The following is a 25,357-nucleotide window of genomic DNA, read 5'->3' on the forward strand; positions in this document are numbered from 1 at the left end:
TTAATGTTTTTTGACACATAATTTAGTAACAACATCGTCAAAGCTAACTTCCGTACCGTCTGTTATCACATCTGCGAATTCGAGATTGGCAGTTAATGTCTCGTTTTTAATATAGTTCATATTGTGCAAAACAGCATCCTCGACAACACTATTTTTCAGTAGGGTTACGTCTATCGTGTCTGTAACTTCAAACCCAGAATCTTTTCTCAGATTTTGAATTCTATTTACAAGTTCACGGGCAATACCTTCCATTTTAAGCTCTTCACTAATTTGAACATCCAGAGCTACCGTAATATTTCCGCTGCTTGCAACCAACCAGCCTTCAATATCTTGAGAAGTTATTTCCACATCTTCAGGAGCTAATTTAATCATTTTTGAATTTACCTCAACATTAAGCTCCCCTTCTCTTTCTAATGTTGAAATATCATCAGCAGTAAAATTATTAATAACATTCACTACCAATTTCATATCCTTTCCAAATCTCGGCCCTAAAGCTTTAAAATTTGGTTTGGCTTGTTTAACCAATATTCCTGAAGCATCGTCAATTAATTCTATTTCCTTAACGTTCACTTCAGATTTTATAAGATCTTCTACCGCTGCGATCTCTGCTTTTTGAGCTTCGTCCAATACAGGAATCATAATTCTTTGAAGCGGTTGCCTTACCTTAATCATTTCTTTTTTACGCAAAGAAAGTACCAAAGACGAAATGGTTTGCGCCTTTTCCATCTTGTGTTCCAGTGCCTTATCTACAAAAGCCTCATTATAGCTAGGATAGTCTGATAAGTGAACAGAATCAAATTTCTCTTTATTTGTTGCAGAATTCAGGTCTTTATAAAGTCTATCCATAAAGAATGGAGCTACAGGAGCACTCAATTTTGCTACCGTTTCCAAACAAGTATACAAAGTTTGGTAAGCAGATATCTTGTCTTGCTCGTAATCTCCTTTCCAGAAACGTCTTCTGCTCAATCTAACAAACCAGTTACTAAGGTTTTCCTGAACAAATTCTGAAATTGCTCTGGTTGCTCTTGTAGGTTCGTATTCTGCATAAAATTCATCCACTTTCTTAATAAGTGTATGCAATTCTGAAAGTATCCATCTGTCTATTTCTGGTCGATCTTCTAAGGCAACATCTTCTTCTTTATAGGTAAAGTTGTCTATGTTAGCATAGAGCGTAAAGAAGGAATAGGTATTATAGAGCGTTCCGAAGAATTTTCTACTTACTTCTGTAATTCCTTCCAAATCAAACTTTAAATTATCCCATGGATTTGCGTTAGAGATCATGTACCATCTGGTAGCATCCGGGCCAAAAGCTGCTAAAGTCTCAAATGGATCTGCAGCGTTTCCTAATCTCTTAGACATTTTTTGCCCGTTCTTATCTAGAACTAGTCCGTTAGAAACCACATTCTTATAAGCAACCCTATCAAAGATCATAGTTGCTATTGCATGTAATGTATAGAACCAACCTCGAGTTTGATCTACTCCTTCTGCAATAAAATCTGCCTGCATTAAGCCTTCATCTTCCGGCTTTTCAAATGGATAATGCCATTGTGCATAAGGCATAGAACCAGAATCAAACCAAACATCTATAAGATCTGACTCCCTTTTCATAGGTTTTCCGGAAGCCGAAACCAATGTAATAGTGTCTACTACATTTTTATGAAGATCTACTAGGTCGTAGTTCTCTTCACTCATATTATCTACTTCAAAAGATTTGAAAATATCTTCTTTCATAAAACCTGCTTCCACAGATTTTGCCATTTCAGACTTCAATTCTTTTATAGAACCAATAATGATCTCTTCTTTTCCATCTTCTGTTCTCCAGATAGGAAGTGGAATTCCCCAGTATCTACTTCTAGAAAGATTCCAGTCATTAGCATTTGCCAACCAGTTTCCAAACCTACCTTCTCCGGTAGCTTTTGGTTTCCAGTTAATGGTTTTGTTCAATTCAAACATTCTATCCTTAACATCTGTTACCTTAATGAACCAGGAATCTAAAGGATAGTATAATATAGGCTTATCTGTTCTCCAGCAATTGGGGTAGCTGTGAACATATTTTTCTACTTTGAAAGCCCTGTTTTCTTCTTTTAACTGAATGGCGATCTCTACATCTACAGATCTCTCGGGAGCTTGCCCATCGTCATAATATTCATTCTTTACATACTTCCCACCATATTCACCCAGTTCTGGACGAAATTTACCTTGCAGGTCTACTAATGGAACAAGATTGTCATTCTCATCTTTTACCAGTAAAGGTGGAACTTCTGGGGTTGCTTGTTTTGCTACAAGCGCATCGTCTGCACCAAAAGTAGGTGAGGTATGCACTATTCCGGTACCATCTTCTGTAGTCACAAAATCTCCAGAAATAACTCTAAACGCATTTTCCGGATTGTTATATGGTAGTACAAACGGCATTAATTGCTCATACTTGATCCCTACAAGATCTTTCCCAACAAAACTATCGCCTATAAAGAATGGAATTTTATCTCCTTCTTTATAACCTTCCAAACCATCTTCAGAATCTACCTTTTTAAATTTTTTATCGAATTGCTTTTCTGCAAGATCTTTTGCAGCAATTATAGTTATTGGCTCAAACGTATATTGATTGTAAGTCTTTACAGAAACATATTGGATCTTTGGCCCCACTGTTAAAGCAGTGTTAGATGGCAAGGTCCATGGAGTGGTTGTCCATGCAATAAGGTAAAGATTCTCAGAAAATTCTTTTAAAAATTCTGGTAATGTTTCCGGCTTTGTTTTAAACATGGCCGTTACAGTAGTATCTGTAACATCCTGATACGTCCCCGGCTGATTAAGCTCATGAGAACTTAAACCAGTTCCTGCTTTTGGTGAGTAAGGCTGAATGGTGTAGCCTTTATAGATAAGGTCTTTTTTATAAATCTCAGAAAGCAGCCACCAAACTGTTTCCATATATTTTGGTTTATAAGTAATGTATGGGTCTTCCATATCTACCCAATATCCCATTTTTTCAGTAAGGTCATTCCAAACATCGGTATATCGCATTACCGCATTTTTACATGCAATATTGTATTGCTCTACGCTAATTTTGGTGCCAATATCTTCTTTAGTAATTCCAAGTTCTTTCTCTACTCCAAGCTCTACCGGAAGGCCATGGGTATCCCAACCTGCTTTTCTTTTTACCTGAAACCCTTTTTGTGTTTTATATCTACAAAAAATATCTTTAATAGCTCTGGCCATTACGTGGTGGATTCCAGGTAGACCATTTGCTGAAGGTGGCCCTTCAAAAAACACGAACGGCTCTTTACCTTCACGTGTAGTTACGCTCTTTTCAAAAATATCATTCTCTTGCCAGTACGCTAGAATTTCTTCTGCTACTTTAGGTAAGTCAAGTCCTTTATATTCAGCGAACTTTGTGCTCATTTTCTAGAAATTTCTTATGAGTTGCGAAAATAATGCTTTTTAGCAAAACCAAAGTGCCTAAATGATTAAAATACTAACCTACTTAGTTCAACAAGATCATAGCTATTGAATTGATATAAATAATTAAGAAATAGCAAATAATCAGTAAAAAAAAGTTGCCTGAAATATTAATCTAAAGATTTCCGAAGGTTAGCAAATTTTAGAAAATATAGCTAACCGCCAAGATCAAATTTCTCCCTGCTGCAGATATTCCTGAAGAATAGGTTCTATATCGTTGATCTGTAAAATTTTCTAATGAAAGTGTTGTAACCCAATGATCTGAGACCGCCAACTGCCCTGTAACATTAAGAGTATACCAATTTGCAAAATATGGATTATCATTATGGTCTAAAGCATATAAATAATCTTTACTCTGTTCTGATGGAGCCAATTCATCAAAATCTAACTTTCCATTGTATTCTGAAAATAGATCCAATTTTAATCTACCACTTACCCATATTATGTGTGTATTTCCAAATATAGGAGCGGCATGTCTTAAAGGCGCTTCTTCACCGTTATCCTGCTCTTCTTCTCCTTTTGTATAAGTAAGCTGAGATAATAACTTTATACCTTCTATTAATTTAACCTCAACGCCAGCTTCTAAACCATAAACATAGGCACTTGCAGCATTTTGAATTGCTTGAACTCTGCTAGATTCTCCTTGATATTCTATACTGCTATTGCCATTTATAACAAAATCTCGTCTAACCATCGCATCTTCTAGATAGGTATAAAAAGTAGCTAAATCTAAGGTGATTCTTTTAGACAATTTCCAACCTAAATTAAGCTCTCCATTATATGCATACTCAGGTTTAAGATCTGGATTTGGAACAACTACAGCACCAGGTTCAGAATCAAAAATCTTTCCAATATCGTCTATATTTGGCGCTCTAAATGCTGTAGATAGATTAAGTTTCCACTCCAGCTTCTCATTTTGTTGCCAGCTTACACCTGCATTTCCTGTTAACGCTCCGGTATTTAGGTTTGCATCAGAAAATGGATAATCATACGTTTCAATCGGAAAATCTGCCTTTATCTTTATAAAATTATACCTCAATCCATATTGTAAATTTAAATCATCTCTAAGTTGCCAATTAGAACTAATATATGCTGCCATAGATTGCCATGTAGATTTATCTGGATATCTGGAAGAATTATACCCAATGGCATCTGTAAGAATATTAAACGCATATCCACTAGAGTTTATCTTGTTTGCCACGTATTCCAAACCATAGAATAATTTATTCTTGTTATAATCTTTTACCACATCCAAGTTCACGGAATAAGCATGTACTTCTTCTTTATTGCTATACAGAATTTCTGATGCTAACTTTCTGTCAAACCTGCTTTCTTCAAAGTTTTGATAAGCTCCTGTAAATTGAAGATTATCATACCACGTTCCATCTCCCTTTTTATTAATTTTTATGTTTCCCATAAACCAAGCTTGCGGACCATAATACCACTCTGCATATTTCAACGTTCCACGGCTCTTTTGTTCCAACCTATCATATCTGGAATAATTAGACGTATTTGAATAAATAAGGCCGAGATTGAGATCCCAAAGATCATTAGGACTAAAAGAAATTTTTTGAAGTAGGTTGATCTGTTCATAACCTGTAGGCACTTGTTTTTTACGATCTTTATTGACTCTTACCAGATCTTCTCCGCTAGAACTAATTACATATTCCGGTCTTAAAAATTCATCGGGACCATGGCTTCCCATTTTAAGATCTCCAAAATCAGAATAAGAAATACTACTAAGAAAAGCCCAATTTTGTAACCCGAAATTGAAATCTGTATGGACGGTTCGTTCGTTATTAGCTGTAGATGTTCTAACATATGCATTTGCTAAAAAAGTAGATGCTACAGCAGAAGCGTAGGTAGGACTTAAGGTATAGAAATTCATAACACCCCCAATGGCATCACTCCCATAAACCACAGAACCAGGGCCCATAATAACCTCTGTACTTTGTATGGCAAGCGGATCTATAGAAATGATATTTTGAATATTTCCACTTCTAAAAATAGCGGTATTCATTCTAACACCATCTACCGTAATTAATAACCTATTGGTAGAAAATCCTCTTATCATAGGGCTCCCCCCTCCAAGTTGACTTTTTTGAACATATACATTGCCCGTACTCTCCATTAAATCTGCAGAGGTTTGAGAGTTAGAGAAAATAATATCTTCCTTAGTTAAACTTACAATCTTCTGTGCAACTTCTTTTCTTCGTTGCTTAAATCTATTTGCTGAAAGCACCACTTCTTTCAACAAATTTTGGTATTCGGTAAGATAAATTACAGGCTCTCCTGAAATCTCTAATTTTAAGATCCTCTTTTCTAAATGCGAAATATGCTGAAAGATTAAGAGGTCCTCTCTAGAAAATATAGAAAGATCTATATTTCCATTTTCATCGCTTATTGCACTTTTAGATCTATCTTTATTATAAACAGCTACATTAGATATTGGTAAAAAAGTGGTTTCATCTAGAACTTTGATCTCTTGGGCATACAGCGAGATATTACAAATAAATAACGTGAATATGAATAATAAGATCGTGCGCATTTAATTGAAGATTTCATGAAAGACTGCCAAAGATTTTGGCTTTTTAAAACTTTCAATATGAAGCTGAAAATAAAGGATCATCATATTTAAAAAATCAGAACGTTTTTCTTTAGATAATTTGATGTTCTGAATATCTTCCCACTTAACCTGTAGGAATTGCTGAAGAACGCTAACATTATAGCCCTCTACGCAATAATTGTTAGTCTTAGAATCTTGAAAAACTCCTTCCAACATATTAAAATACAAGTGGTCCATATCAGAATCATCCGGATAAAATCCTAGATACTGTGTTAGTTTAAGCATGAACAATAAATGAAAATTTGCAATTTCAGAATGTTCATCAAGCCAATTCATGCTATTCTTTAAAAACTGATATAAACTTTCGTTTTGCTCCTCTTCCTGAATAGCATTCCGAAGGATCTCAGAAAGGAATAATACGAGTGTAGATTTTACCACATTGGTGTGCAAAGATCTATACGTATAAACCACCTTAGCTTCCTGCATATATTCTAAAGTGCCTTTATCTTTATGATTGGCATCTATTTCCAACTGCGTTAAAGGTTGAAACATGGAGGTTTTGAACTTGCCTTTTTTTGATTTTAAAATACCTCTTAGCAAATACGTTTTAAGTCCGCTAGTTTGCGTGTAGCATTTTACAATGAGATCTGCCTCAGAATATTTTAAAGCGCTAATAACTATGGCTTCTGTATGAATTTGCATTTGGAAAATATAAAACTTGAAGATAGCAAAAAAGCCACTTTACAGTGGCTTTTTCTAAAATTTTATAGTGTAGTAAACTATACTACTCCTTGTGCTAGCATCGCATCTGCAACTTTCACAAATCCTGCAATGTTTGCTCCTTTAACATAATCAACATATCCATTATCATCACTTCCGTATTCTACGCAAGCATCGTGAATATCTTTCATGATCTCATTAAGTTTTTTATCTACTTCTTCTGAAGTCCAGCTATATCTCATAGAGTTTTGAGACATTTCTAAACCTGAAGTAGCTACTCCACCAGCATTAGAAGCTTTTCCTGGAGAAAATAAGATCTTAGCTCTCTGGAATACCTCAATAGCTTCTGGAGTACAAGGCATGTTAGCACCTTCTCCTACAAGCATACATCCGTTATCTACCAATGTCTTAGCATCTTTCTCATGTAACTCATTTTGAGTTGCACAAGGAAGCGCTACATCACACTTAACACCCCAAGGAGTTTCTCCTTCAAAATATTTCGCGCTAGCGTATTTATCTACGTACTCGCTAATTCTTCCTCTCTTAACATTCTTAAGATCCATGATAAATGCTAATTTATCTTCATCTATTCCAGCTTCATCAAGAATGTATCCTCCAGAATCTGACATTGTGATGATCTTAGCTCCTAACTCTGTTGCTTTCTCTGCTGCATATTGCGCAACGTTTCCAGAACCTGAAATCACAACGGTTTTTCCTTCAAAACTATCGTTCTTTCTTTGCAACATATTTTGTGCAAAATATACGTTTCCGTATCCTGTAGCTTCTGGTCTAATTAAAGACCCACCATACGTAAGACCTTTTCCGGTAAGAATTCCGGTAAATTCATTTCTTAAGCGTTTGTACTGCCCAAATAAGAATCCAATCTCACGTCCACCAACTCCAATATCTCCAGCAGGCACATCTGTATCTGCTCCAATATGGCGTTGAAGCTCTGTCATAAAACTTTGGCAAAACTTCATTACTTCATTATCAGACTTTCCTTTTGGATCAAAGTCTGAACCACCTTTACCTCCACCCATTGGCAAAGTTGTAAGGCTGTTTTTGAATACTTGTTCAAAAGCAAGAAATTTAAGAACGCTAAGGTTTACCGTTGGGTGAAAACGTAATCCACCTTTATAAGGTCCAATAGCAGAGTTCATCTGAATTCTAAAACCTCTGTTGATCTGAGTTTTTCCCTCATCATCTAACCAAGGCACACGAAACATAATTACTCTCTCTGGCTCCACCATGCGCTCTAACAACATGGCATTTTGATATTTTTTATTCTTTTCTATAAATGGGATCACCGTTTCTGCAACCTCATGAACAGCTTGCATAAATTCGGGTTCGTTTTGATTTCTTTTAGAAACAACATCTAAAAAATCTTTTACATTTTTATCCATAATGTAGTGATAATATTGTTATTATAACTTTATCGTAATTTCATACAAATATAAAAGGAATATGATGAAGTATCGTCATTTTTTATATTTTGATATAAAATTAACGCCCTAATATACAGACTGCATATATTAATGCAAAAAGTTAATATTTCGTTAAGTAGGATTTTATATCTTTGTTTAGACTTCAATGCCCCTTCATATGAAGAAATCCCTACTATTTATATTAATATGCGTTCTCTTTCTGTCTTATTCTGAAAGAGGTTATGCCCAACTCGGAATTTCTAATGAAATTGGAGTATTAGTGGGCCCAACCTCCTTTTTTACAGATTATGGCGAACGATGGGATATTCAAAATAATATAAGTAACTCTGGTTTTGGATTGGGTTTGGTACATTATATGAACTTTGCTTACAGAGCAGAGTGTAGTTGCTATACCAGAGATCGTTACTTCAATGATCATTTTAAGATTCGTACAGAAATAGATTATTTTAAATCTAAACTAGAACATTATGGTCCTGTAGCTGCTAAAAGAAGTATTGGAGGAAAATTATTGAGGGCTATGCATGGAGAGTCTCAAACTATTGAAATTGGAGCTTCGTTAGAATACTATCCTTTAAGCATTAGAGATTATACCGCGTTTTCCTATCTTTTTTCACCATTTGTTAGCCTGGGAGTTCATTTTGTAAATTACCAGCCAGGTGCGTATTCAGATCTTGGTTCTTTAGACGATCCTAACAATGTATTCCCAACCTTTGTAGGTGGTATAGATCTTTCCAACGGCTCTACCTGGGCGGTTGCTGCAAGTGCAGGCGCACGTTACAAATTAACACGCTCTAGCGATCTGGCAATAGAATCTAGATGGCATTATTATAATACAGATTGGCTAGATGGTCTTAATATAGATGCCCCACAGAATAAAGCAAAAGATTGGATTCTTTGGGTTAATGTGGGCTATATCTATTATTTGAACTTCTAATTTTAAAAAATAATAAATGCATTGCTAAGCTAAAGCTTGTTTAAGATCTGAAATTAGATCTTCTTCATCTTCAATTCCAACGCTAAGCCTAATTAAAGAATCTACCACACCTGTTTTTTCTCGTTCCTCTTTTGGAATAGAAGCATGCGTCATACTTGCCGGATGCCCGGCTAAAGATTCAACACCTCCAAGGGACTCTGCCAAAGTGAAGACTTTTAATTTTTCTACTACACTTACAGCTCCCTTTAGAGAGTTCTCCTTTGTAGTAAACGAGATCATTCCTCCATACCCAGACATTTGTTTTTTAGCAATTTCATGATTTGGATGATCTTCAAATCCTGGCCAGTATACCTTATCTACTTTAGGATGAGATCTTAGAAAATGGGCTATTTTCTCTCCATTTTCACAGTGTCTTTGCATTCTAATATGTAAAGTCTTTATTCCTCTAAGCACTAAAAAACTATCCATTGGCCCAGCAATTGCGCCACTGGCATTTTGTATGAAATAAAGTTTATCTGCAAGCCCTTTATCATTCACCACCAAAGATCCCATCACCACATCACTATGGCCGCCAAGGTATTTGGTGGCACTATGCATTACAATATCGGCACCAAGCTCCAAAGGTTGCTGTAAATAGGGAGTAGCAAAGGTATTATCTACAGCCAATATTAAATTATGCTTTTTAGATACCGCTGCAACAGCTTCTATATCTATAATACTCATCATTGGATTTGTGGGAGTTTCTACCCAGATAAGTTTTGTATTGGTATTGATTAATGATTCTATTTTAGAAGAATCCTGCATTCCAACAAAGTGAAATTTAAGACCTAGACCTTCAAATATTTTTGTAAATAATCTATATGAACCACCATAAAGATCATTGGTAGAAATAATTTCATCTCCCGGTTTAAAGAGTTTCATTACCGCATCTATAGCGGCAAGACCAGAACCAAATGCTAAACCAAATTTTCCATTCTCAATACTAGCCAGTGCATTTTCTAATGCAGTACGTGTTGGATTTGCGCTGCGAGAATATTCATAACCTTTATGCCCCCCAGGAGTGGTTTGGGAATAAGTGCTTGTCTGGTATATTGGAGGCATTACAGAGCCATAAGCAGGGTCTATATTTTGCTGTCCTCCATGTATAGTTTTGGTGTTAAATTTCATACTTAAATATTTAATGTAAAAGTAATGCTCGTATTTGCGATTGACAAAATAGCACGTACCTTTATCCCTAATTTAACAATGAATATCTATCGTGAAAAAACTGCTTTCAACCCTCTTAATCCTTGTGATACTTGTGGGATGTACTAATGACAAAACTGAATTAACCTTTGAAGAGATTGCACTAGACCAAGTTTCTGAAACAAATTGTGTTTCTGAAGAAGAGAATTGTGCTTTTATAAGTATTCACACTCCTATGGCCACCAATAAGGGCGAGGTTAGTAAAGCATTGAACGATAATATTGAACAACACATTATAAGTCTAGTAGATTATCAGGAAGAAGATGATATTTCTAGCTTAGAAGCCTTGGTGCAAAGATTTATGGATAACTATGAAGCCTCTGCCAAAGAGTTCCCGGAATATAACATTCCATGGGAAGCATCTGTAGAAGGAAAATTAGTAAATGAAACTCCTGAAGTAATTTCTATAGAATACAAATTGGCTCTTTTTACCGGAGGTGCCCATGGCTATACCAGTATTACTTACGTAAATTTTGATCCGGAAACCGGAAATATCTTATCAAACGATATGATATTCAATTCAGAATTTAAGCAATATGCAGAAAAGCTTTTTAGAGAAAAGAATGAAATTCCTGAAAATGAATCTATCAATAGTACTGGATTTTTCTTTGAAGACGATCAATTTCATTTACCGCAAAATATTGGAATCTTAAACAATAAGATCATTTTAAGATATAATGCCTACGAGGTAGCATCTTATTCTGAAGGCGGAATTCAATTAGTGATCCCTATGGAGAAAGCACAGAATTATATGAATTTGAACTAATAGCCTTTCAAATGTTCTGAGAAGTAAATTGATCTATTTTGTTTTAAATACAATATCATGAAAAAAATATACCATCTATCCACTTGTGGAACCTGCAAAAAGATCTTAAGTGAAATTGAGCCATCTTCAGCATTTATTCTTCAGGATATAAAAGAAGAACAGATCACAGAGGATCAATTAGATGAAATGAAAGAATTAGCTGGCAGTTATGAGGCACTTTTTAGCAAAAGAGCCAGACTTTATAAAGAAAGAGAGCTAAAGAACGAAGATCTTTCTGAAGACCGTTACAAAAATTTGATCTTAGAGCATTATACTTTTTTAAAGAGACCTGTAATCATTGATAATGACAAGATCTTTATAGGTAATGCAAAAAAAACAGTGGAGGCCGCGAAAAAAGCTATTCATGAGTAAAAGGATGCTTGCTATTTTAGCAGCAATTGCGGCAAGCACCATCTATGGTATAAATCATACTATAGCTAAAGATGTGATGCCTATTTATATTCAACCTTTTGGATTTATCCTTTTAAGAGTTACCGGCGCAGCGATTCTTTTTTGGCTTATCAGCTTTTGGGGACCCAAAGAAAAGATATCAACTTCAGATTGGCCAAGGATTTTAGGATGCGCTGTATTTGGAATGGTAATAAATATGCTACTATTTTTTAAAGGATTAAGTCTTTCTACGCCAATTAACAGTTCTGTAATTATTACCGTATCACCAATTCTGGTATTAATATTAGCAGCAATTCTTATTAAAGAAAAAATAACTTTCCTTAAGATCATTGGCATTATTGTGGGCCTTGGAGGTGCCTTAACACTAATATTTTTTAGCAATCAACACACCGCCAATGCACCAAATATTCCTTTAGGAAATTTCTTCTTTATAATAAATGCTTTCTCCTACGGGATGTATCTTATCCTTGTAAAACCTTTAACTGCAAAATATCATCCATTTACACTTATGAAATGGCTCTTTTTATTTGCGGTGATCATCAATTTCCCAATAACGATCTCAGAATTTAAAGAGGTTGCGTGGAGTGCGCTCCCCATTCACGCCATCTGGAAATTAGGCTTTGTTGTAGTTGGAACCACCTTTGCCACTTATTTACTTAACATTTTTGCCTTAAAAGAGCTTTCTGCAGCTACCATAAGCTCGTTTATTTACTTACAACCGCTAATCGCAATTATTTTCGCAGTTAGTACCGGCGCAGATACTTTAGGAACCGTAAAAATAGTTGCTGCAATTTTGGTTTTTGCAGGAGTTTATATGGTTACCAAGAAAACGAAGACCTCTAGATCTCTGTCTTAAGATCTACAGGCTTTTTACCAAATCTACGAGTATCTTCTTTTGTAAGAATTTTAAAATCTTCAGTATGAGAAAGCTGGTCTAATTTTTTGTATAATTCTTGCGGCAATCTAGACAACTTTCGTTCTTTTAAATCTATCCAAGCACCCATCATCTCACAATGAGCAAAATTTCTACCCTTATGATCGTAGAAATTATGAGCAAATTCAAAATACATTCCATCTTCAGACAGACCTTTTAATTCCAAACTTACTTTTACAGGTTTTCCTGCAAAAACCTCTTTGAAATAATATACATGCTCATAAAACACTACCGGACCTAAATTGTGAACTGCCATTTCTTCTTGTCCAAAACCATTTTCCATTAAAAATCCCATACGGGTATGACTCATAAAATTGATGTATGCGGTATTTGCTAAATGCCTGTTCGCATCTATATCACTCCATCTTATATCAAATTCTTTAGTATACATATTTAAAATTTTCGATAAAAATACAAATTATTATTATGCATGCATAACATTTTAAATGAGGTTTAACCTATGCTCACGAGTAAAATTTCCCGAAATTTGCCATTATGCCACTACTCAAAAGTCATTATCGCCCTTCTTATTTATTTAGGAACTATCATATTTCTACTATTTACACTTCAGTTTTTAGAAAAGTAAAAGATGTAGATCAACACAGAGAAAGGATTGAGCTGGAAGATGGAGATTTTTTAGATATAGACTGGAGTTATTCAGCTAAAAAAAAATCTACTAAAGTATTGATCATACTGCACGGCTTAGAAGGTAATGCACAAAGGCCTTATGTAACTGGATTGGCAAAATTATTCAATAATAAAAGCTGGGATGTAGCTGCTATGAATTTTAGAGGTTGCAGTGGGGAGATGAATAGACTTTATAGATCTTATAATGCAGGGGCTAGCGAAGATCTTAAAGCCGTAATAACTGAAATTCTATCTAAACAAAAATATACACAGATTGCACTAAATGGATTTAGCTTAGGCGGTAATGTGGTACTCAAATATTTAGGTGAAGGGAATGAACTTCCTAAAGAATTGATAGCGGCAGTTGCTATATCAACTCCAGTAGACCTTGCCGGCTCATGTCAAAAACTGGCAGAATCCAAGAACAGTCTGTATTCTAAAAGGTTCGTAAAGAAATTAAAAGAACAACTGTATTTAAGAGAAGGTAAGTTTCCTAAAGACCTGGATAGAGCAAAGATAGATTCTTGTAAAACTTTGGTTTCTATAGATGATCTTTACACAAGCAAGGCTCATGGTTTTAAAGATGCTGCAGATTATTATTCCAAAAGTAGCGCACTAAATTTTATTAAAAATATTAAGATCCCAACGCTTCTTATAAATGCCAAGAACGATGAATTTTTATCTGATTCGTGTTATCCTGTAGCGCTTGCAAAAAGCAATTCTAATTTCTATTTAGAGCTTCCAGAATATGGTGGTCATGTAGGATTTCTTCAGAAGAAAGAACATACGTATTCTGAAGAAAGAGCTTTAGAATTTATAAAATCTCATAGTTAACAGACTTTGCGGAAGTTTCTTTGTGCTGGTGAAGATTTGATTATCTTTGCCCAACCTTTTAAAAATCAAGCATGATTCAATCAATGACCGGGTTTGGGAAAAGCCTTTTGCAACTTCCTTCCAAAAAGATCACCGTAGAAATTAAGTCGCTTAACAGCAAAAATTTAGACTTAAATGCCAGAATCCCGGGACAATACCGAGAAAAAGAATTGCCTTTGCGTAATCTTATTGGTAATTCGCTTACTCGTGGAAAAGTAGATTTCTCTCTTTATGTTGAAGTTACCGGAGAAGAAACTACGGCTTCTATTAACCCAGCAGTGGTTAAAAAATACATGAATCAGCTTAGAGAGCTTAGCAATGGTGATGAAACAGAGCTGTTAAAGATGGCGGTTAGAATGCCCGATGCTTTAAAAACAGATCGTGAAGAAATTGATGAAACTGAATTTGAATCTATTGAAGAGGCTGTTAAACAGGCATTAGTAGAGATCAATAATTTTAGATCTGACGAAGGAAATGCGTTGGAAAAAGATCTAAAATTACGAATAGAAAATATTGAAAGACTTTTAGAGGAGATCATTGCCATAGATCCGGAAAGAATAGCCGGAGTAAAAGAAAGATTAAGAAAGGGAGTGGCAGATCTTAAAGAGAAAGTTGATGAGAATAGGTTTGAACAGGAATTAATGTTCTACATAGAGAAATTTGATATTACTGAAGAAAAAGTAAGATTGAACAATCACTTAGATTATTTTAAAGAAGCCATAGATTCTGAAGATTCCAATGGTAGAAAACTTGGATTTATTTCTCAAGAAATGGGTAGAGAGATCAATACCATTGGAAGTAAATCTAACTACGCCCCTATGCAACAGCTGGTGGTGCAAATGAAAGACGAATTAGAGAAGATCAAAGAACAACTTTTAAACGTACTTTAATGAACACCGGTAAGCTTATAGTTTTTTCTGCACCTTCGGGATCTGGAAAAACAACCATCGTACACTACCTATTAGCTAAGAAAGAATTAAACCTGGAATTCTCAATTTCTGCAACCTCTAGAGCGCCAAGACCAGAAGAGGTAGATGCTAAAGATTATTATTTCTTAAGCCTTTCAGATTTTAAGAAAAAAATAAAAAATGAGGAGTTCTTAGAATGGGAAGAAGTGTATAGAGACAATTTCTATGGAACTTTAAAGGCAGAGATAGAACGTATCTGGTCTCATGGCAAACATGTGATCTTTGATATTGATGTGGTAGGAGGACTGGATATTAAGAACATCTATCCGGAAAAAACTCTTGCGGTCTTTGTAAAACCTCCTAGTATTGAAGAGCTGAAGATACGTTTGAAAAAACGTAAGACAGAATCTGATGACAAAATAAATATGCGGGTTGCAAAAGCATCTATAGAACTGGCTACCGCACCTCAATTCGATTTTATCATTGAAAATATTCATCTACAAACTGCATTAGATGAAGCCTATAATTTGGTTTCTAATTTTGTAGAGGCAAATGTAGATTAGACATGAAAAAGAAGATAGGCTTATACTTTGGTACTTTTAACCCAATCCATATGGGCCATTTGATAATTGCCAATTATATGGCAGAATTTTCAGACCTGGATGAAATTTGGTTGGTAGTTACACCTCACAATCCTTTTAAGAAAAAAAGCAGCCTTTTAGACAATCATCATAGATTAGAAATGGCTTTATTGGCTTGTGAAGGTTATGAGAAGTTAAAGCCTAGTGATATAGAATTTAAATTACCTCAACCTAATTATACCACCACTACGTTGGTAGCTTTAGAAGAAAAACATCCCACTCACGATTTCTCTTTAATAATGGGAGAAGATAATTTGAAAAGCTTCCATAAATGGAAAAATTATGAAGTGATCTTAGAAAGACATTCCATATACGTTTATCCAAGAATATCTGGAGGTATTGTTGAAAATCAATTTAAAGATCATTCTAAAATTCATAGAGTTGATGCACCAATAATTGAATTATCTTCTACATTCATTAGGAAAGCAATTAAAGAAAAGAAGAATATCCAACCGATGTTACCAGAGAAGGTGTGGGAATATGCAGATAGAATGAATTTCTATAAATAAAAAAACTGTTTAAAGAATTATTTTGAACATCGGGTTGATTAAATGATCCTACTTTTTTCATTGTGGAACAATAACCTAGCACTTCGACTGCGCTCAATGTAATATTCGCAAATTCTTTAAACAGTGCTTTAAAACTATTCTATTATAATATATTATTTATCTAAAGCCGGTATTCTCAATACTTGCCCTGGGTATATCTTATCTGGATCTGAAAGCATAGGTTTATTTGCTTCGAATATCGTGTGATATTTATTGGCATTCCCATAATGCTCCTTAGCTATTTTACTTAAGGTATCTCCTCTTTCTACCGTATGAAATACAGATTCTGGTTCTTTATTCTCAACCTCAAGATTATCCTGAACCTGTGCAATACCATCTACATTTCCAACTACAAGCACTATCTTTTCTTTATTAGATTGATCATACGCCAATCCAGAAACAGTTGCCAGTTCTCCATCTATAGTAATATTTAAATTACTCACTTTCAAATTAAGATCCTGAATAGTTTCCTTCAACCTTGAAGCAACTTTCAAATCTTCATCATGCTCTTTTTGGATGTTGGTTTTGGTAACTTCTGGAGAGGATTCTTTGGCTTTTTTATCTTTTCCAAATAATTTTTCTCCAGCATTCTTAATAAAATTAAATAATCCCATATGTTGTTTTTTTGTTTATTCTAAAATACAAAATCCCTCCATTACCTTTTCAGAATAAAGTATTAAAGTTTTGTTACTTAAATTAAAAAGAAAAACAGCACTGCAAATAAAATCTGCAATGCTGTTTTACTAAATAACCAACCCAAAAAACTAAAATAATTGAGAAATAGATATTCCTAACCATTCTCTCTATTCTAACGTAGAAAGCTTTAAATCATTGTGGAGGATTGTATTAAAATTCTCGATTCTTTAAATTATTTAAATTATTGTATTTTTGACGCGAATAAATTCAATATGACGAACTCTCCCAAATTTGGTGTTATAGGTGGCGGAAGCTGGGCCACTGCTATAGTTAAGATGCTTACAGAGAATCTTGACACTATAAACTGGTATATGCGTAGCAAGACTGCTATAGAGCACATTAGAACTCAAGATCACAATCCAAATTATCTTAGTTCTGTTGAATTTGATGTAAATCAGCTTAATTTAAGCAACGATATTAATGAGATTGTAGAAGCTTCAGATTACTTGATCTTTGCAATTCCATCTGCTTTTGTAAAGAAAGAATTAGATCAGCTAAATGTTTCATTAAAAGATAAGGTAATCTTTTCTGCTATAAAAGGGATTGTTCCGGAGAGCAGTCTAATTGTTGGAGAACATTTCAATCAGGAATATGGAGTACTAGATGAGAACTTTGGGGTAATTACAGGGCCATGTCATGCAGAAGAGGTTGCGTTAGAGAGACTTTCATATCTTACCATTGCCTGCTTAGATGAAGCTAAGGCTAAAATCATGGCAGATCATTTACAAAGCGATTATATTACCTGCAAAACCAGTGATGATGTTACTGGCACAGAATACGCGGCAATGCTTAAGAACATTTACGCTATCGCTGCTGGGATTGCTCATGGTTTAGGATATGGAGATAACTTCCAGAGTGTTTTAATGAGCAATGCTATTAGAGAAATGAAGAAGTTTATTAAGAAAGTACATAAGATGAAACGTAACATTAATGATTCTGCCTACTTAGGAGATCTTTTAGTTACGGGGTATTCTGTCTTTAGCCGCAACAGAATGTTCGGGAATATGATTGGGAAAGGATATACTGTAAAGAGCGCCCAAATGGAAATGAGCATGGTTGCAGAGGGTTATTATGCAACAGAAAGCGCCTATAAGATAAATCAGGAAAAAGGAGCCAAGACTCCAATAATAAATGCTGTATACGCTATTTTATATGAAGGAAAGAATCCTAAAAAGGTCTTCAATAAACTTGCTGAAAAACTAGATTAATACATTACCTATTCTAAAAACAGGATTTTCTCCTGTCGCTTAACAAATAACATGAAGAATTCTATACTTAAAGGCAGCCTTTTGGTAGCCTTAGGAGCATCCAGCTATGGGATGCTTACTACATTCGTAAAAATGGCCTATGCCGAAAATTTTACATCTTACGAGATCACTTTCTCTCAAATGATTCTGGGATTAATAGGATTGATAATTATTAATTTCCTGTTCGTAAAAGGTAAGCAAACATCACATATAGAACCTAAGTCCAAAAGTATCATGAAACTGATGCTTGCCGGAACTTCTTTAGGTCTTACAAGTACATTTTATTATTTGGCTGTTAGGTATATCCCTGTTTCTATTGGGATAGTGCTTTTAATGCAAAGTGTTTGGATGGGAGTTTTCTTAGAATCTATTGTTGCTAAGAAAAAACCTTCAGCACAAAAGATCATAGCTGTAATGGTAATTTTAGCAGGAACGGTGTTAGCAACCAATATGCTAATGGGAGATATAGACCTAGACTGGAGAGGAATTGGCTGGGGGCTTTTAGCTGCCGTTTCTTACACTATTACCATTTACACTTCTAATACTGTAGCGCTGCAGTTACATTCACTTAGAAGAAGTTTATGGATGATGGTTGGGGGAACTATTATAGTAGCTATTATTTCTGCACCTTATCTTATTGAGCAATTCAACTTTGAGATCTTTTATATGTGGGGACCTCTATTAGCCCTTTTTGGAACCATATTGCCTCCAATCTTGTTTACTGCCGGGATGCCTAAGATAAATGTTGGTCTGGGAGCCATTATTTCTTCTGTAGAACTTCCTGTAGCTGTGCTAATGGCATATCTATTACTTAATGAAGTAGTGAACATCTATCAATGGATAGGGATCATCATCATTCTACTTTCTGTGGTAGTGATGAACCTTCCTAAGAAAAAGAACAAAATATAAGATATAATAGCTTTTAAGTAAAACTATTATAACAAGAAAGTCCGCTGAAATAACTTTTCAGCGGACTTTCTTATTATTTTATATTTGAACTATTAACTTGCTAAGATCCCTTTCTGGATCATAACCGGCAGTGCTTTTACATCTTTTTCAGCTATCGTATTTTGTTCAAAAACATAGGTTCTTTCAAACATTTTGTTGTCTGCAAAAAAAGTAACCGCAAATTCATTATTAAGCTTTAATACATCTTCTTGAAGGAACTCTATTTTAGCAAAAGACTTTGCTGGTAACACCTTAATAGAATGCCTCATGGTAGAGGTAGTATCAAGTTCTGTATAGCCTCTTGTTACTAAAAGCACCATCTCTAATGCCGTATCGGTATCGTTAATTATATAAGCATTCCAATCCATAGTTTGATATTCTGCATGCTTTTCTCGCACTGCAGCAACATATACGCCTTTAACTTCTGGAATTTCAATATCTTTTTTCAAAATTACTGCAATTTGTGTTTTATCTTATAATAGATAATAGCGAGGAAAATAGCTGCAGCAACAAATAGCACAGCACCAACTACGATCTTAACCACCGCTAAAATAAATGTTACATAAAGAATAATGGCAAATATTATAATTGCCAAGATTAAGAATCCGATTTTTTTCATATTACAAAGATGATTTGAATTGTTCTAAGAAGCGTACATCATTTTCATAAAACATACGTATATCTCCTATTTGATATAAAAGCATGGCAATTCTTTCTATTCCCATACCAAATGCAAAACCGGTATACTCTGTAGGATCTATCCCACAATTTTTAAGTACGTTAGGATCTACCATCCCACAGCCCATGATCTCTAACCATCCTGTTCCTTTGGTAATTCTATAATCTGTTTCTGTTTCTAGTCCCCAATAAATATCTACTTCTGCACTAGGCTCTGTAAATGGGAAATAAGAAGGTCTCAGTCTTATCTTAGACTTTCCAAACATTTGCTTGGTAAAATATAATAAGGTTTGTTTTAGATCTGCAAAAGACACGTCTTTGTCTATATACAACCCCTCTACCTGATGAAAGATACAATGCGACCTCGCAGAAATTGCTTCGTTTCTAAAAACACGTCCAGGAGATATTGTTCTAATTGGTGGTTTGTTCTCTTCCATATAACGCACCTGCACCGAAGAGGTATGTGTACGTAAAAGAATATCCGGATCTGTCTGAATAAAGAAAGTATCCTGCATATCTCTTGCCGGATGATATTCCGGTAGGTTCAAAGCTGTAAAGTTATGCCAGTCATCTTCTATCTCCGGACCTTCAGAAACATTAAATCCTATGTTAGAAAAGATTTCGATGATTTGATTTTTTACAATAGAAATGGGATGTCTAGCACCAATCTCTATAGGAGCAGAGGGTCTGGTAAGATCTCCATAAACTCCTTTTTCTTCTTGTTGCCCTTCTAATGATTCTTTTAACTGATTAACCTTATCCTGAGCAGAATTTTTTAAAGTATTAATAGCCTGTCCAAAATCTTTCTTTTGCTCATTAGGAACATTCTTAAATTCAGCAAAGAACTCATTTAGCAAGCCTTTCTTCCCTAAATATTTAATTCTGAAAGCTTCTAATTCTTCTTTTGTAGCAGCCTGAAAGTTCTGTACCTGAGTTATATGTTCCTTTATCTTATCAATCATGAATTCATTTCTTTAAAGTTGACAAATTTAGCAAAAAAGTGCTTTTAGTCATCAACATCTATCCTTATTGTATATATTCCTTTTCTAGAAAATATTGCACGATGGCCTCTTTCATTAAAACCGATTGTTCTCCTGCCTTTAAATTAGGTAAGACCTCTAAAATCTTATAATGTGGCCAGCCATCCTCATCTACAAAATCAAATTGATAATAGCCATACGGCTCTAATAACCTGCAAATAGCTATATGCATTAGATCTATTTTATGATCTTTCTTATATTTCTTGTGTGGTTGCCCCAGTTCTTGAACTCCTATCAAATAAATTACAGCATCTAAATCTAATAAATCGCCATCTGCGAACTGATTGGAAAGCTTGCTTTGCAATACCAGCCAACGTTCTTTTAATTGTTCATCTCTTGCCATTGGGCAAAGATACGTATCTTAGATTTTGTAAATACTATCTTTAAAACATGAATATTGTTGATATTGTTCTGGCTGTACTTTTATTGTATGGCCTTGTTCGAGGATTGTTTAGAGGGTTTTTGGCAGAACTTGCTTCCCTTATAGCCTTTGTAGCCGGAATTTACGGTGCGGTCTATTTTTCTCACAATGTAAGCCACTACCTGTCTACCATTACAAAATGGGATTCTCAACTCATTCATCTATTTTCTTTTGCCATTACATTTATTCTAATTGCCTTTACCATCTCATGGGCAGGAAGAGCGCTTACAAAAATTGCAAATCTGGTATTCTTAGGCTTAATAAATAAGCTTTTAGGTGCGGCTTTTGGAATTATTAAAGTAGCTTTTATAACCAGTGTTATAATTATGTTCTTTTCTAGTACTCAGGAAGCTTTTCAAATAGTAGATAAAGAAACTTTAGATAGTTCTGTACTCTACAGGCCTGTAAGAACTTTAGCTCCTGCGCTAATTCCGGCTATAATACAAGAAGCTAAAGACCTCAACATTTTAAACAATGAAGAAGAAAAGGAAAAAGATATACAATAAAAAAAGACCGACATCAAAAATATGATATCGATCTTCTAAAGTAAAATTATAAGGTGCTAAGAAATAGGAACCTTATTAAAAGTCTAGTTGATAAACTTCGTCTAACTGCTTATTACTGCTAATATTAACTTGTAGGTCTTTTATAATTCCAGAACCTACTCCATAAACCCAGCCATGTACTGCTATTTCTTGGTTGCTCTCCCAAGCTCCTTGAATAATAGAGGTTTTAGCCAGATCATAAACTTGTTCTTTTACGTTTATCTCAACAAATTTATCAAAGCGCTCTTTCTTATCTTCAATAGTATCTAGCTCTGTTTTATGCAATCTATAAACGTCTTTAATATGTCTTATCCAGTTATCTATTAAACCTATAGATTTATTATCCATAGCTGCATTTACTCCTCCACAACCATAATGTCCACAAACAATTACGTGTTTTACCTTTAATACATTTACAGCATAATCTAGAACGCTCAACATGTTCATGTCTGAGTGTACAACCATGTTTGCTATATTTCGATGTACAAATACTTCTCCCGGTTCTGCACCAATAATTTCATTTGCAGGAACACGACTGTCTGCACATCCAATCCAAAGTACGGGTGGAGTTTGACCTTTGGCTAATCTCTCAAAATATTCTGGGTCTACAGCTAATTTACTCTCTACCCACTTTCTATTGTTCTTAACTAGATTTTCATATAAATCTTTCATACTATTTATTTTAAATTCTTATTAATGAGCAGACTGAAACACTTCTACTCCAAATATCTCTCTATAGCTTTGAGGGTTTCTAAATTCTCCTATTTCTGAAATTAATGTAATATCTATATTCTTATTTGCCGCAGTAATTGCAAAATCATCTAAGATCTCCAAAACATCCAGATCTAAAGATCTTGTTTTGGTAACGTCTAATATAAGATCAGAATTCTTTGGCATAGAAGCTAACTCACGTTGAATTGCACCTTTGTTCAAGAACGTCACCTCTTCAGCAAAAACCATTTTCACTTTACTCTTTCCGCTAGATACATCTTCAATATGTAAAAAGTGAGAGTTCTTATAACTGTTTATTAAGATAGTCACAATTCCCACAGCAAGCCCTAACATAATTCCAACCAATAGATCTGTAGCTACAATGGCTACTACAGTAACCACAAAAGGAATAAATTGAGATTTTCCTAATTTGAACATTTGTATAAATTGCTTAGGATTAGCCAATTTGTATCCAATAATTAATAGAACCGCAGCCAATACGCCTAGTGGGATTAAATTTAAAAAATGCGGAATTAACATAACACTAAAAAGCAATAAAAATCCGTGAATGATAGCAGAAAGTTTTGTTTTCCCTCCACTCATAACATTCGCAGAACTTCTTACAATAACCTGAGTTATTGGTAAACCTCCAACTAGACCAGAAATTGAATTACCTATTCCTTGTGCAATTAACTCTCTATTGGTAGGCGTTACTCTCTTCTGTGGATCTAGTTTATCTGTAGCTTCAACACTTAAAAGCGTTTCTAAACTGGCTACTATGGCAATGGTGATTGCTACTATATAGACCTTAGTATTCCCCAATTGTGAAAAATCTGGAAATGTGAACTGACCAATAAAGTCTGAAGCGCTCTCTGGCACTGGTACAGAAACTAAGTTTCTACCGTGAATTTCAAACATTGAAGAACTATCAGAAAATAACAATTGATAGATGATCCCTGCAATAACAGCCACTAATGGACCCGGTACTAATTTAAAGAATTTGTTCTTTTTTGCTAGTACCTTATCCCAAATTAGTAAAATTGCTAATGAAATTGCTGTAATTGTTACTACACCAATAGAAACGAAGTCTGTCATATGCGCCAGACTTAAAAAGGTATCTTGCCCGGTAGTTTCAAAAAATGAGAATACACTATTAGATTGATCATCAAAACCCATTGCTAAAGGAATCTGTTTTAGGAAAATAATAATTCCAATAGCAGATAACATTCCTTTAATTACCGCAGAAGGAAAGAAATATCCAATAACTCCTGCTTTTAGCAATCCTAGAATAACCTGTAAAATTCCGGCAATAACTACCGCAACAAGAAATAACTCATAGCTTCCAAGATCTGCTATAGCTGTAAGCACCACTACTGCTAATCCTGCTGCAGGACCACTTACTCCTAGAGAAGAGCCTGAAGCAGCACCTACTACTATTCCTCCAATAATTCCGGCGATAACACCAGCAAATAATGGAGCTCCACTGGCAAGGGCGATACCTAAACATAATGGTAGCGCAACAAAAAATACCACTAAACTTGAAGGGATATCATTTTTTAAATTTTTAAACATGTATATAATATGTTGTTAGAAATGTCTCTATCAATTGATTAAAAATCAAAGATGTGAATGCCCTGGCAATTTGCTATGGGGCGCTTAGAGATCTTGGTTTCACTAATTTTTAAAGTGAAGAAACCAATCTTATTCTATAATTGTTAAATAATTGAAATGGGTAATCATAATGCCAAAACAGAAACAATAATTAAACTAGTAGACTCTTAGATATTGAGAATTCTAATGCTTATTACCGCATCTACATGGATACCCTAAAAGTGAAAGATATTAAACCAACTCTGGAGGCGGGGAAGTAACCTCCGGATAAAGCGATTGTAATTCATGCTTTTCTTTATGCCAGATCATAATGTTCTTGCTCAAATAGTCTATACTGAACTGATTAGTTCTTGGAGCATTGAATGTAAATTCTATTGTAATGTTATTCTTAGCATGCTCTTCTTCTGTAGTAGAAAAAACAAAAGAAATATCTGTATGCTCATCAATAATTATAACCACTGTTGGCACTGTGAGAAAACTCACAAAAATAAATACCAATATATAAGCAGTTTTCATCATTTCTGCAAAAATAGTAATTAAGAATGAGTAGTGAACGCTAAACTACATTATAATCCTGCCCATTCTAGAGATACTTCTAATTAAAGAAATTTTAAAGAATTCTTCTCTAGCCAGCCTTGATCTCCATTTGCAAGTTGGAGCTTTACCCAATTCTGATAGGTATTAAGAACTTCTATCTTTGTACCCTCATGAAGTGTGAACTGCTCATCTCCTCTTAAATTTGGCTCACTTCTTACAGCAACCTCTTCAGCAAAGACAATGGCAAATTTTGAATCTTGAATATTACTTTTTTGGTGAAATCCGGAGATTACAGAAAATATCATCAATATTACTGCTACCATAGCTACTCCAAAGAAAACTCGCTTAAATCTAGGAGATATACTGAAATAATATAGAATAAAGAATACTGCAAATAGTGCAGAGAACAACACGCCTATCCATGCCCATGTATTGTAGCTTAAGGTGTTCACAAAATTGTTGAAGGAATTTGATATACCTGCTTTAGGCACTTCCTTAATATCATCTATTACCATGTTATTTGCGAATGCCAAGTTATTTTTAACATCTTTATCGTTTGGATCTAACTTTAAGGCCTTTTCATAATAGTAAACACTAGGTGCAATATGGCTTAATTTATAATGGGCATTAGCCAGGTTATAATATAATTCTGAAGAAGCTTCACCTTGATCTATGATCTTTTGATAATTACTTATTGCGGCATTATAATCTCCTTCATTATAGGCGGTATTCGCTTTATCGAATAAAGAATCATTTTGAGCTGCTACAGGCAAGCATAGACAGAACAAAAGGATATAAAATAAATTTCTCATA

Annotated in this window: 26 protein-coding genes; 11 read left to right on the forward strand and 15 right to left on the reverse strand. The window is 34.6% G+C overall.

Annotation, left to right across the window (positions count from 1 at the left end; all coding sequences use genetic code 11):
* From ileS to gdhA, 4 genes are all read right to left on the reverse strand, one after another.
* Positions 1–3,396, reverse strand: coding sequence for an isoleucine--tRNA ligase (ileS, locus tag BLT84_RS03725; RefSeq protein WP_091262990.1), 3,396 nt, complete (start codon positions 3,394–3,396; stop codon positions 1–3).
* A 199-nt stretch (positions 3,397–3,595) separates the two neighbouring features.
* On the reverse strand, positions 3,596–6,001 hold the full coding sequence (locus BLT84_RS03730) for a TonB-dependent receptor plug domain-containing protein (protein WP_091262992.1): 2,406 nt from the start codon (positions 5,999–6,001) through the stop codon (positions 3,596–3,598).
* The gene (gene recO / locus BLT84_RS03735; protein ID WP_091262994.1) at positions 6,002–6,721 is read right to left on the reverse strand and encodes a DNA repair protein RecO; all 720 of its coding nucleotides are present in this window, start codon (positions 6,719–6,721) and stop codon (positions 6,002–6,004) included.
* A gap of 77 nt (positions 6,722–6,798) precedes the next feature.
* On the reverse strand, positions 6,799–8,142 hold the full coding sequence (gene gdhA / locus BLT84_RS03740) for an NADP-specific glutamate dehydrogenase (protein WP_091262996.1): 1,344 nt from the start codon (positions 8,140–8,142) through the stop codon (positions 6,799–6,801).
* Between the two features lie 199 nt (positions 8,143–8,341).
* Between gdhA and BLT84_RS03745 the strand changes: the two genes are divergently transcribed.
* On the forward strand, positions 8,342–9,118 hold the full coding sequence (locus tag BLT84_RS03745) for a THC0290_0291 family protein (protein WP_091262997.1): 777 nt from the start codon (positions 8,342–8,344) through the stop codon (positions 9,116–9,118).
* Positions 9,119–9,142: 24 nt separating this feature from the next.
* On the opposite strand, the gene BLT84_RS03750 is transcribed toward BLT84_RS03745, so the two are convergent.
* A complete protein-coding gene (locus BLT84_RS03750; RefSeq protein ID WP_091262999.1) occupies positions 9,143–10,285 on the reverse strand; it encodes a cystathionine gamma-synthase in 1,143 nt (380 codons plus the stop codon).
* A gap of 133 nt (positions 10,286–10,418) precedes the next feature.
* Between BLT84_RS03750 and BLT84_RS03755 the strand changes: the two genes are divergently transcribed.
* The 3 genes from BLT84_RS03755 to BLT84_RS03765 are packed head-to-tail and all read left to right on the forward strand — an operon-like array spanning position 10,419 to position 12,435.
* Positions 10,419–11,129: a DUF3298 and DUF4163 domain-containing protein gene (locus BLT84_RS03755; RefSeq protein WP_231556142.1), complete on the forward strand. Its 711-nt coding sequence runs from the start codon at positions 10,419–10,421 to the stop codon at positions 11,127–11,129.
* 57 nt (positions 11,130–11,186) lie between these two features.
* Positions 11,187–11,540 carry an arsenate reductase family protein gene (locus tag BLT84_RS03760; protein WP_091263001.1) on the forward strand — a complete coding sequence of 118 codons (354 nt, stop codon included), beginning with the start codon at positions 11,187–11,189 and terminating at the stop codon, positions 11,538–11,540.
* Positions 11,533–12,435: a DMT family transporter gene (locus BLT84_RS03765; RefSeq protein ID WP_034887352.1), complete on the forward strand. Its 903-nt coding sequence runs from the start codon at positions 11,533–11,535 to the stop codon at positions 12,433–12,435. The genes BLT84_RS03760 and BLT84_RS03765 overlap by 8 nt, the downstream gene beginning before the upstream one ends.
* On the opposite strand, the gene BLT84_RS03770 is transcribed toward BLT84_RS03765, so the two are convergent.
* A complete protein-coding gene (locus BLT84_RS03770) occupies positions 12,419–12,904 on the reverse strand; it encodes an acyl-CoA thioesterase (RefSeq protein ID WP_034887350.1) in 486 nt (161 codons plus the stop codon). The two genes, BLT84_RS03765 and BLT84_RS03770, sit on opposite strands and share 17 nt — an antisense overlap.
* 104 nt (positions 12,905–13,008) lie before the next feature.
* Between BLT84_RS03770 and BLT84_RS03775 the strand changes: the two genes are divergently transcribed.
* The 4 genes from BLT84_RS03775 (at position 13,009) to nadD (ending at position 16,071) form a co-directional block, all read left to right on the forward strand.
* Positions 13,009–13,974 (forward strand): YheT family hydrolase, encoded by a 966-nt coding sequence (locus BLT84_RS03775; protein WP_091263003.1) that lies wholly within the window; start codon positions 13,009–13,011, stop codon positions 13,972–13,974.
* Between the two features lie 71 nt (positions 13,975–14,045).
* Positions 14,046–14,903, forward strand: a complete 858-nt coding sequence (locus tag BLT84_RS03780; RefSeq protein ID WP_091263004.1) for a YicC/YloC family endoribonuclease — start codon at positions 14,046–14,048, stop codon at positions 14,901–14,903.
* Entirely contained in the window at positions 14,903–15,484 is a 582-nt protein-coding gene (gene gmk / locus BLT84_RS03785) for a guanylate kinase (protein WP_034887341.1), read from the forward strand. Before BLT84_RS03780 ends, gmk begins: the two co-directional genes overlap by 1 nt.
* A 2-nt stretch (positions 15,485–15,486) precedes the next feature.
* A complete protein-coding gene (nadD, locus tag BLT84_RS03790) occupies positions 15,487–16,071 on the forward strand; it encodes a nicotinate (nicotinamide) nucleotide adenylyltransferase (protein ID WP_091263006.1) in 585 nt (194 codons plus the stop codon).
* Between the two features lie 152 nt (positions 16,072–16,223).
* Here nadD and lysM read toward each other — a convergent pair whose 3' ends face one another.
* Positions 16,224–16,724 (reverse strand): peptidoglycan-binding protein LysM, encoded by a 501-nt coding sequence (gene lysM / locus BLT84_RS03795; RefSeq protein WP_034887337.1) that lies wholly within the window; start codon positions 16,722–16,724, stop codon positions 16,224–16,226.
* A 294-nt stretch (positions 16,725–17,018) separates the two neighbouring features.
* On the opposite strand from lysM, the gene BLT84_RS03800 reads away from it, so the two are divergent.
* On the forward strand, positions 17,019–18,014 hold the full coding sequence (locus tag BLT84_RS03800; protein ID WP_091263008.1) for an NAD(P)H-dependent glycerol-3-phosphate dehydrogenase: 996 nt from the start codon (positions 17,019–17,021) through the stop codon (positions 18,012–18,014).
* A gap of 51 nt (positions 18,015–18,065) precedes the next feature.
* Positions 18,066–18,962, forward strand: coding sequence for an EamA family transporter (locus BLT84_RS03805; protein WP_091263010.1), 897 nt, complete (start codon positions 18,066–18,068; stop codon positions 18,960–18,962).
* Between the two features lie 92 nt (positions 18,963–19,054).
* Here the strand turns inward: BLT84_RS03805 and BLT84_RS03810 are convergent, their stop codons facing one another.
* The 4 genes from BLT84_RS03810 to BLT84_RS03820 all read right to left on the reverse strand — a co-directional run bounded on the left by BLT84_RS03810 (position 19,055) and on the right by BLT84_RS03820 (position 21,062).
* Positions 19,055–19,450, reverse strand: a complete 396-nt coding sequence (locus tag BLT84_RS03810) for a hypothetical protein (RefSeq protein WP_091263012.1) — start codon at positions 19,448–19,450, stop codon at positions 19,055–19,057.
* Between the two features lie 2 nt (positions 19,451–19,452).
* On the reverse strand, positions 19,453–19,620 hold the full coding sequence (locus BLT84_RS16145; RefSeq protein WP_172822439.1) for a hypothetical protein: 168 nt from the start codon (positions 19,618–19,620) through the stop codon (positions 19,453–19,455).
* Position 19,621: 1 nt separating this feature from the next.
* Complete coding sequence (pheS, locus tag BLT84_RS03815) at positions 19,622–20,641, reverse strand: phenylalanine--tRNA ligase subunit alpha (RefSeq protein ID WP_034887329.1); 1,020 nt, start codon at positions 20,639–20,641, stop codon at positions 19,622–19,624.
* Between the two features lie 64 nt (positions 20,642–20,705).
* On the reverse strand, positions 20,706–21,062 hold the full coding sequence (locus BLT84_RS03820; RefSeq protein ID WP_034887327.1) for a hypothetical protein: 357 nt from the start codon (positions 21,060–21,062) through the stop codon (positions 20,706–20,708).
* 47 nt (positions 21,063–21,109) lie between these two features.
* Here BLT84_RS03820 and BLT84_RS03825 point away from each other — a divergent pair, with 47 nt between their 5' ends.
* The gene (locus tag BLT84_RS03825; protein ID WP_091263014.1) at positions 21,110–21,646 is read left to right on the forward strand and encodes a CvpA family protein; all 537 of its coding nucleotides are present in this window, start codon (positions 21,110–21,112) and stop codon (positions 21,644–21,646) included.
* A gap of 75 nt (positions 21,647–21,721) precedes the next feature.
* Here the strand turns inward: BLT84_RS03825 and can are convergent, their stop codons facing one another.
* From can to BLT84_RS03845, 4 genes are all read right to left on the reverse strand, one after another.
* Positions 21,722–22,357, reverse strand: coding sequence for a carbonate dehydratase (can, locus tag BLT84_RS03830; RefSeq protein WP_034887323.1), 636 nt, complete (start codon positions 22,355–22,357; stop codon positions 21,722–21,724).
* 21 nt (positions 22,358–22,378) lie between these two features.
* Positions 22,379–23,968 carry a SulP family inorganic anion transporter gene (locus BLT84_RS03835; RefSeq protein ID WP_091263016.1) on the reverse strand — a complete coding sequence of 530 codons (1,590 nt, stop codon included), beginning with the start codon at positions 23,966–23,968 and terminating at the stop codon, positions 22,379–22,381.
* Positions 23,969–24,238: 270 nt separating this feature from the next.
* Entirely contained in the window at positions 24,239–24,526 is a 288-nt protein-coding gene (locus BLT84_RS03840; RefSeq protein WP_091263019.1) for a hypothetical protein, read from the reverse strand.
* A gap of 80 nt (positions 24,527–24,606) precedes the next feature.
* Positions 24,607–25,356, reverse strand: a complete 750-nt coding sequence (locus BLT84_RS03845; RefSeq protein WP_091263020.1) for a tetratricopeptide repeat protein — start codon at positions 25,354–25,356, stop codon at positions 24,607–24,609.
* Position 25,357: the final 1 nt, after the last annotated feature.

Source organism: Gillisia sp. Hel1_33_143, from assembly GCF_900104765.1.
GTDB lineage: Bacteria > Bacteroidota > Bacteroidia > Flavobacteriales > Flavobacteriaceae > Gillisia.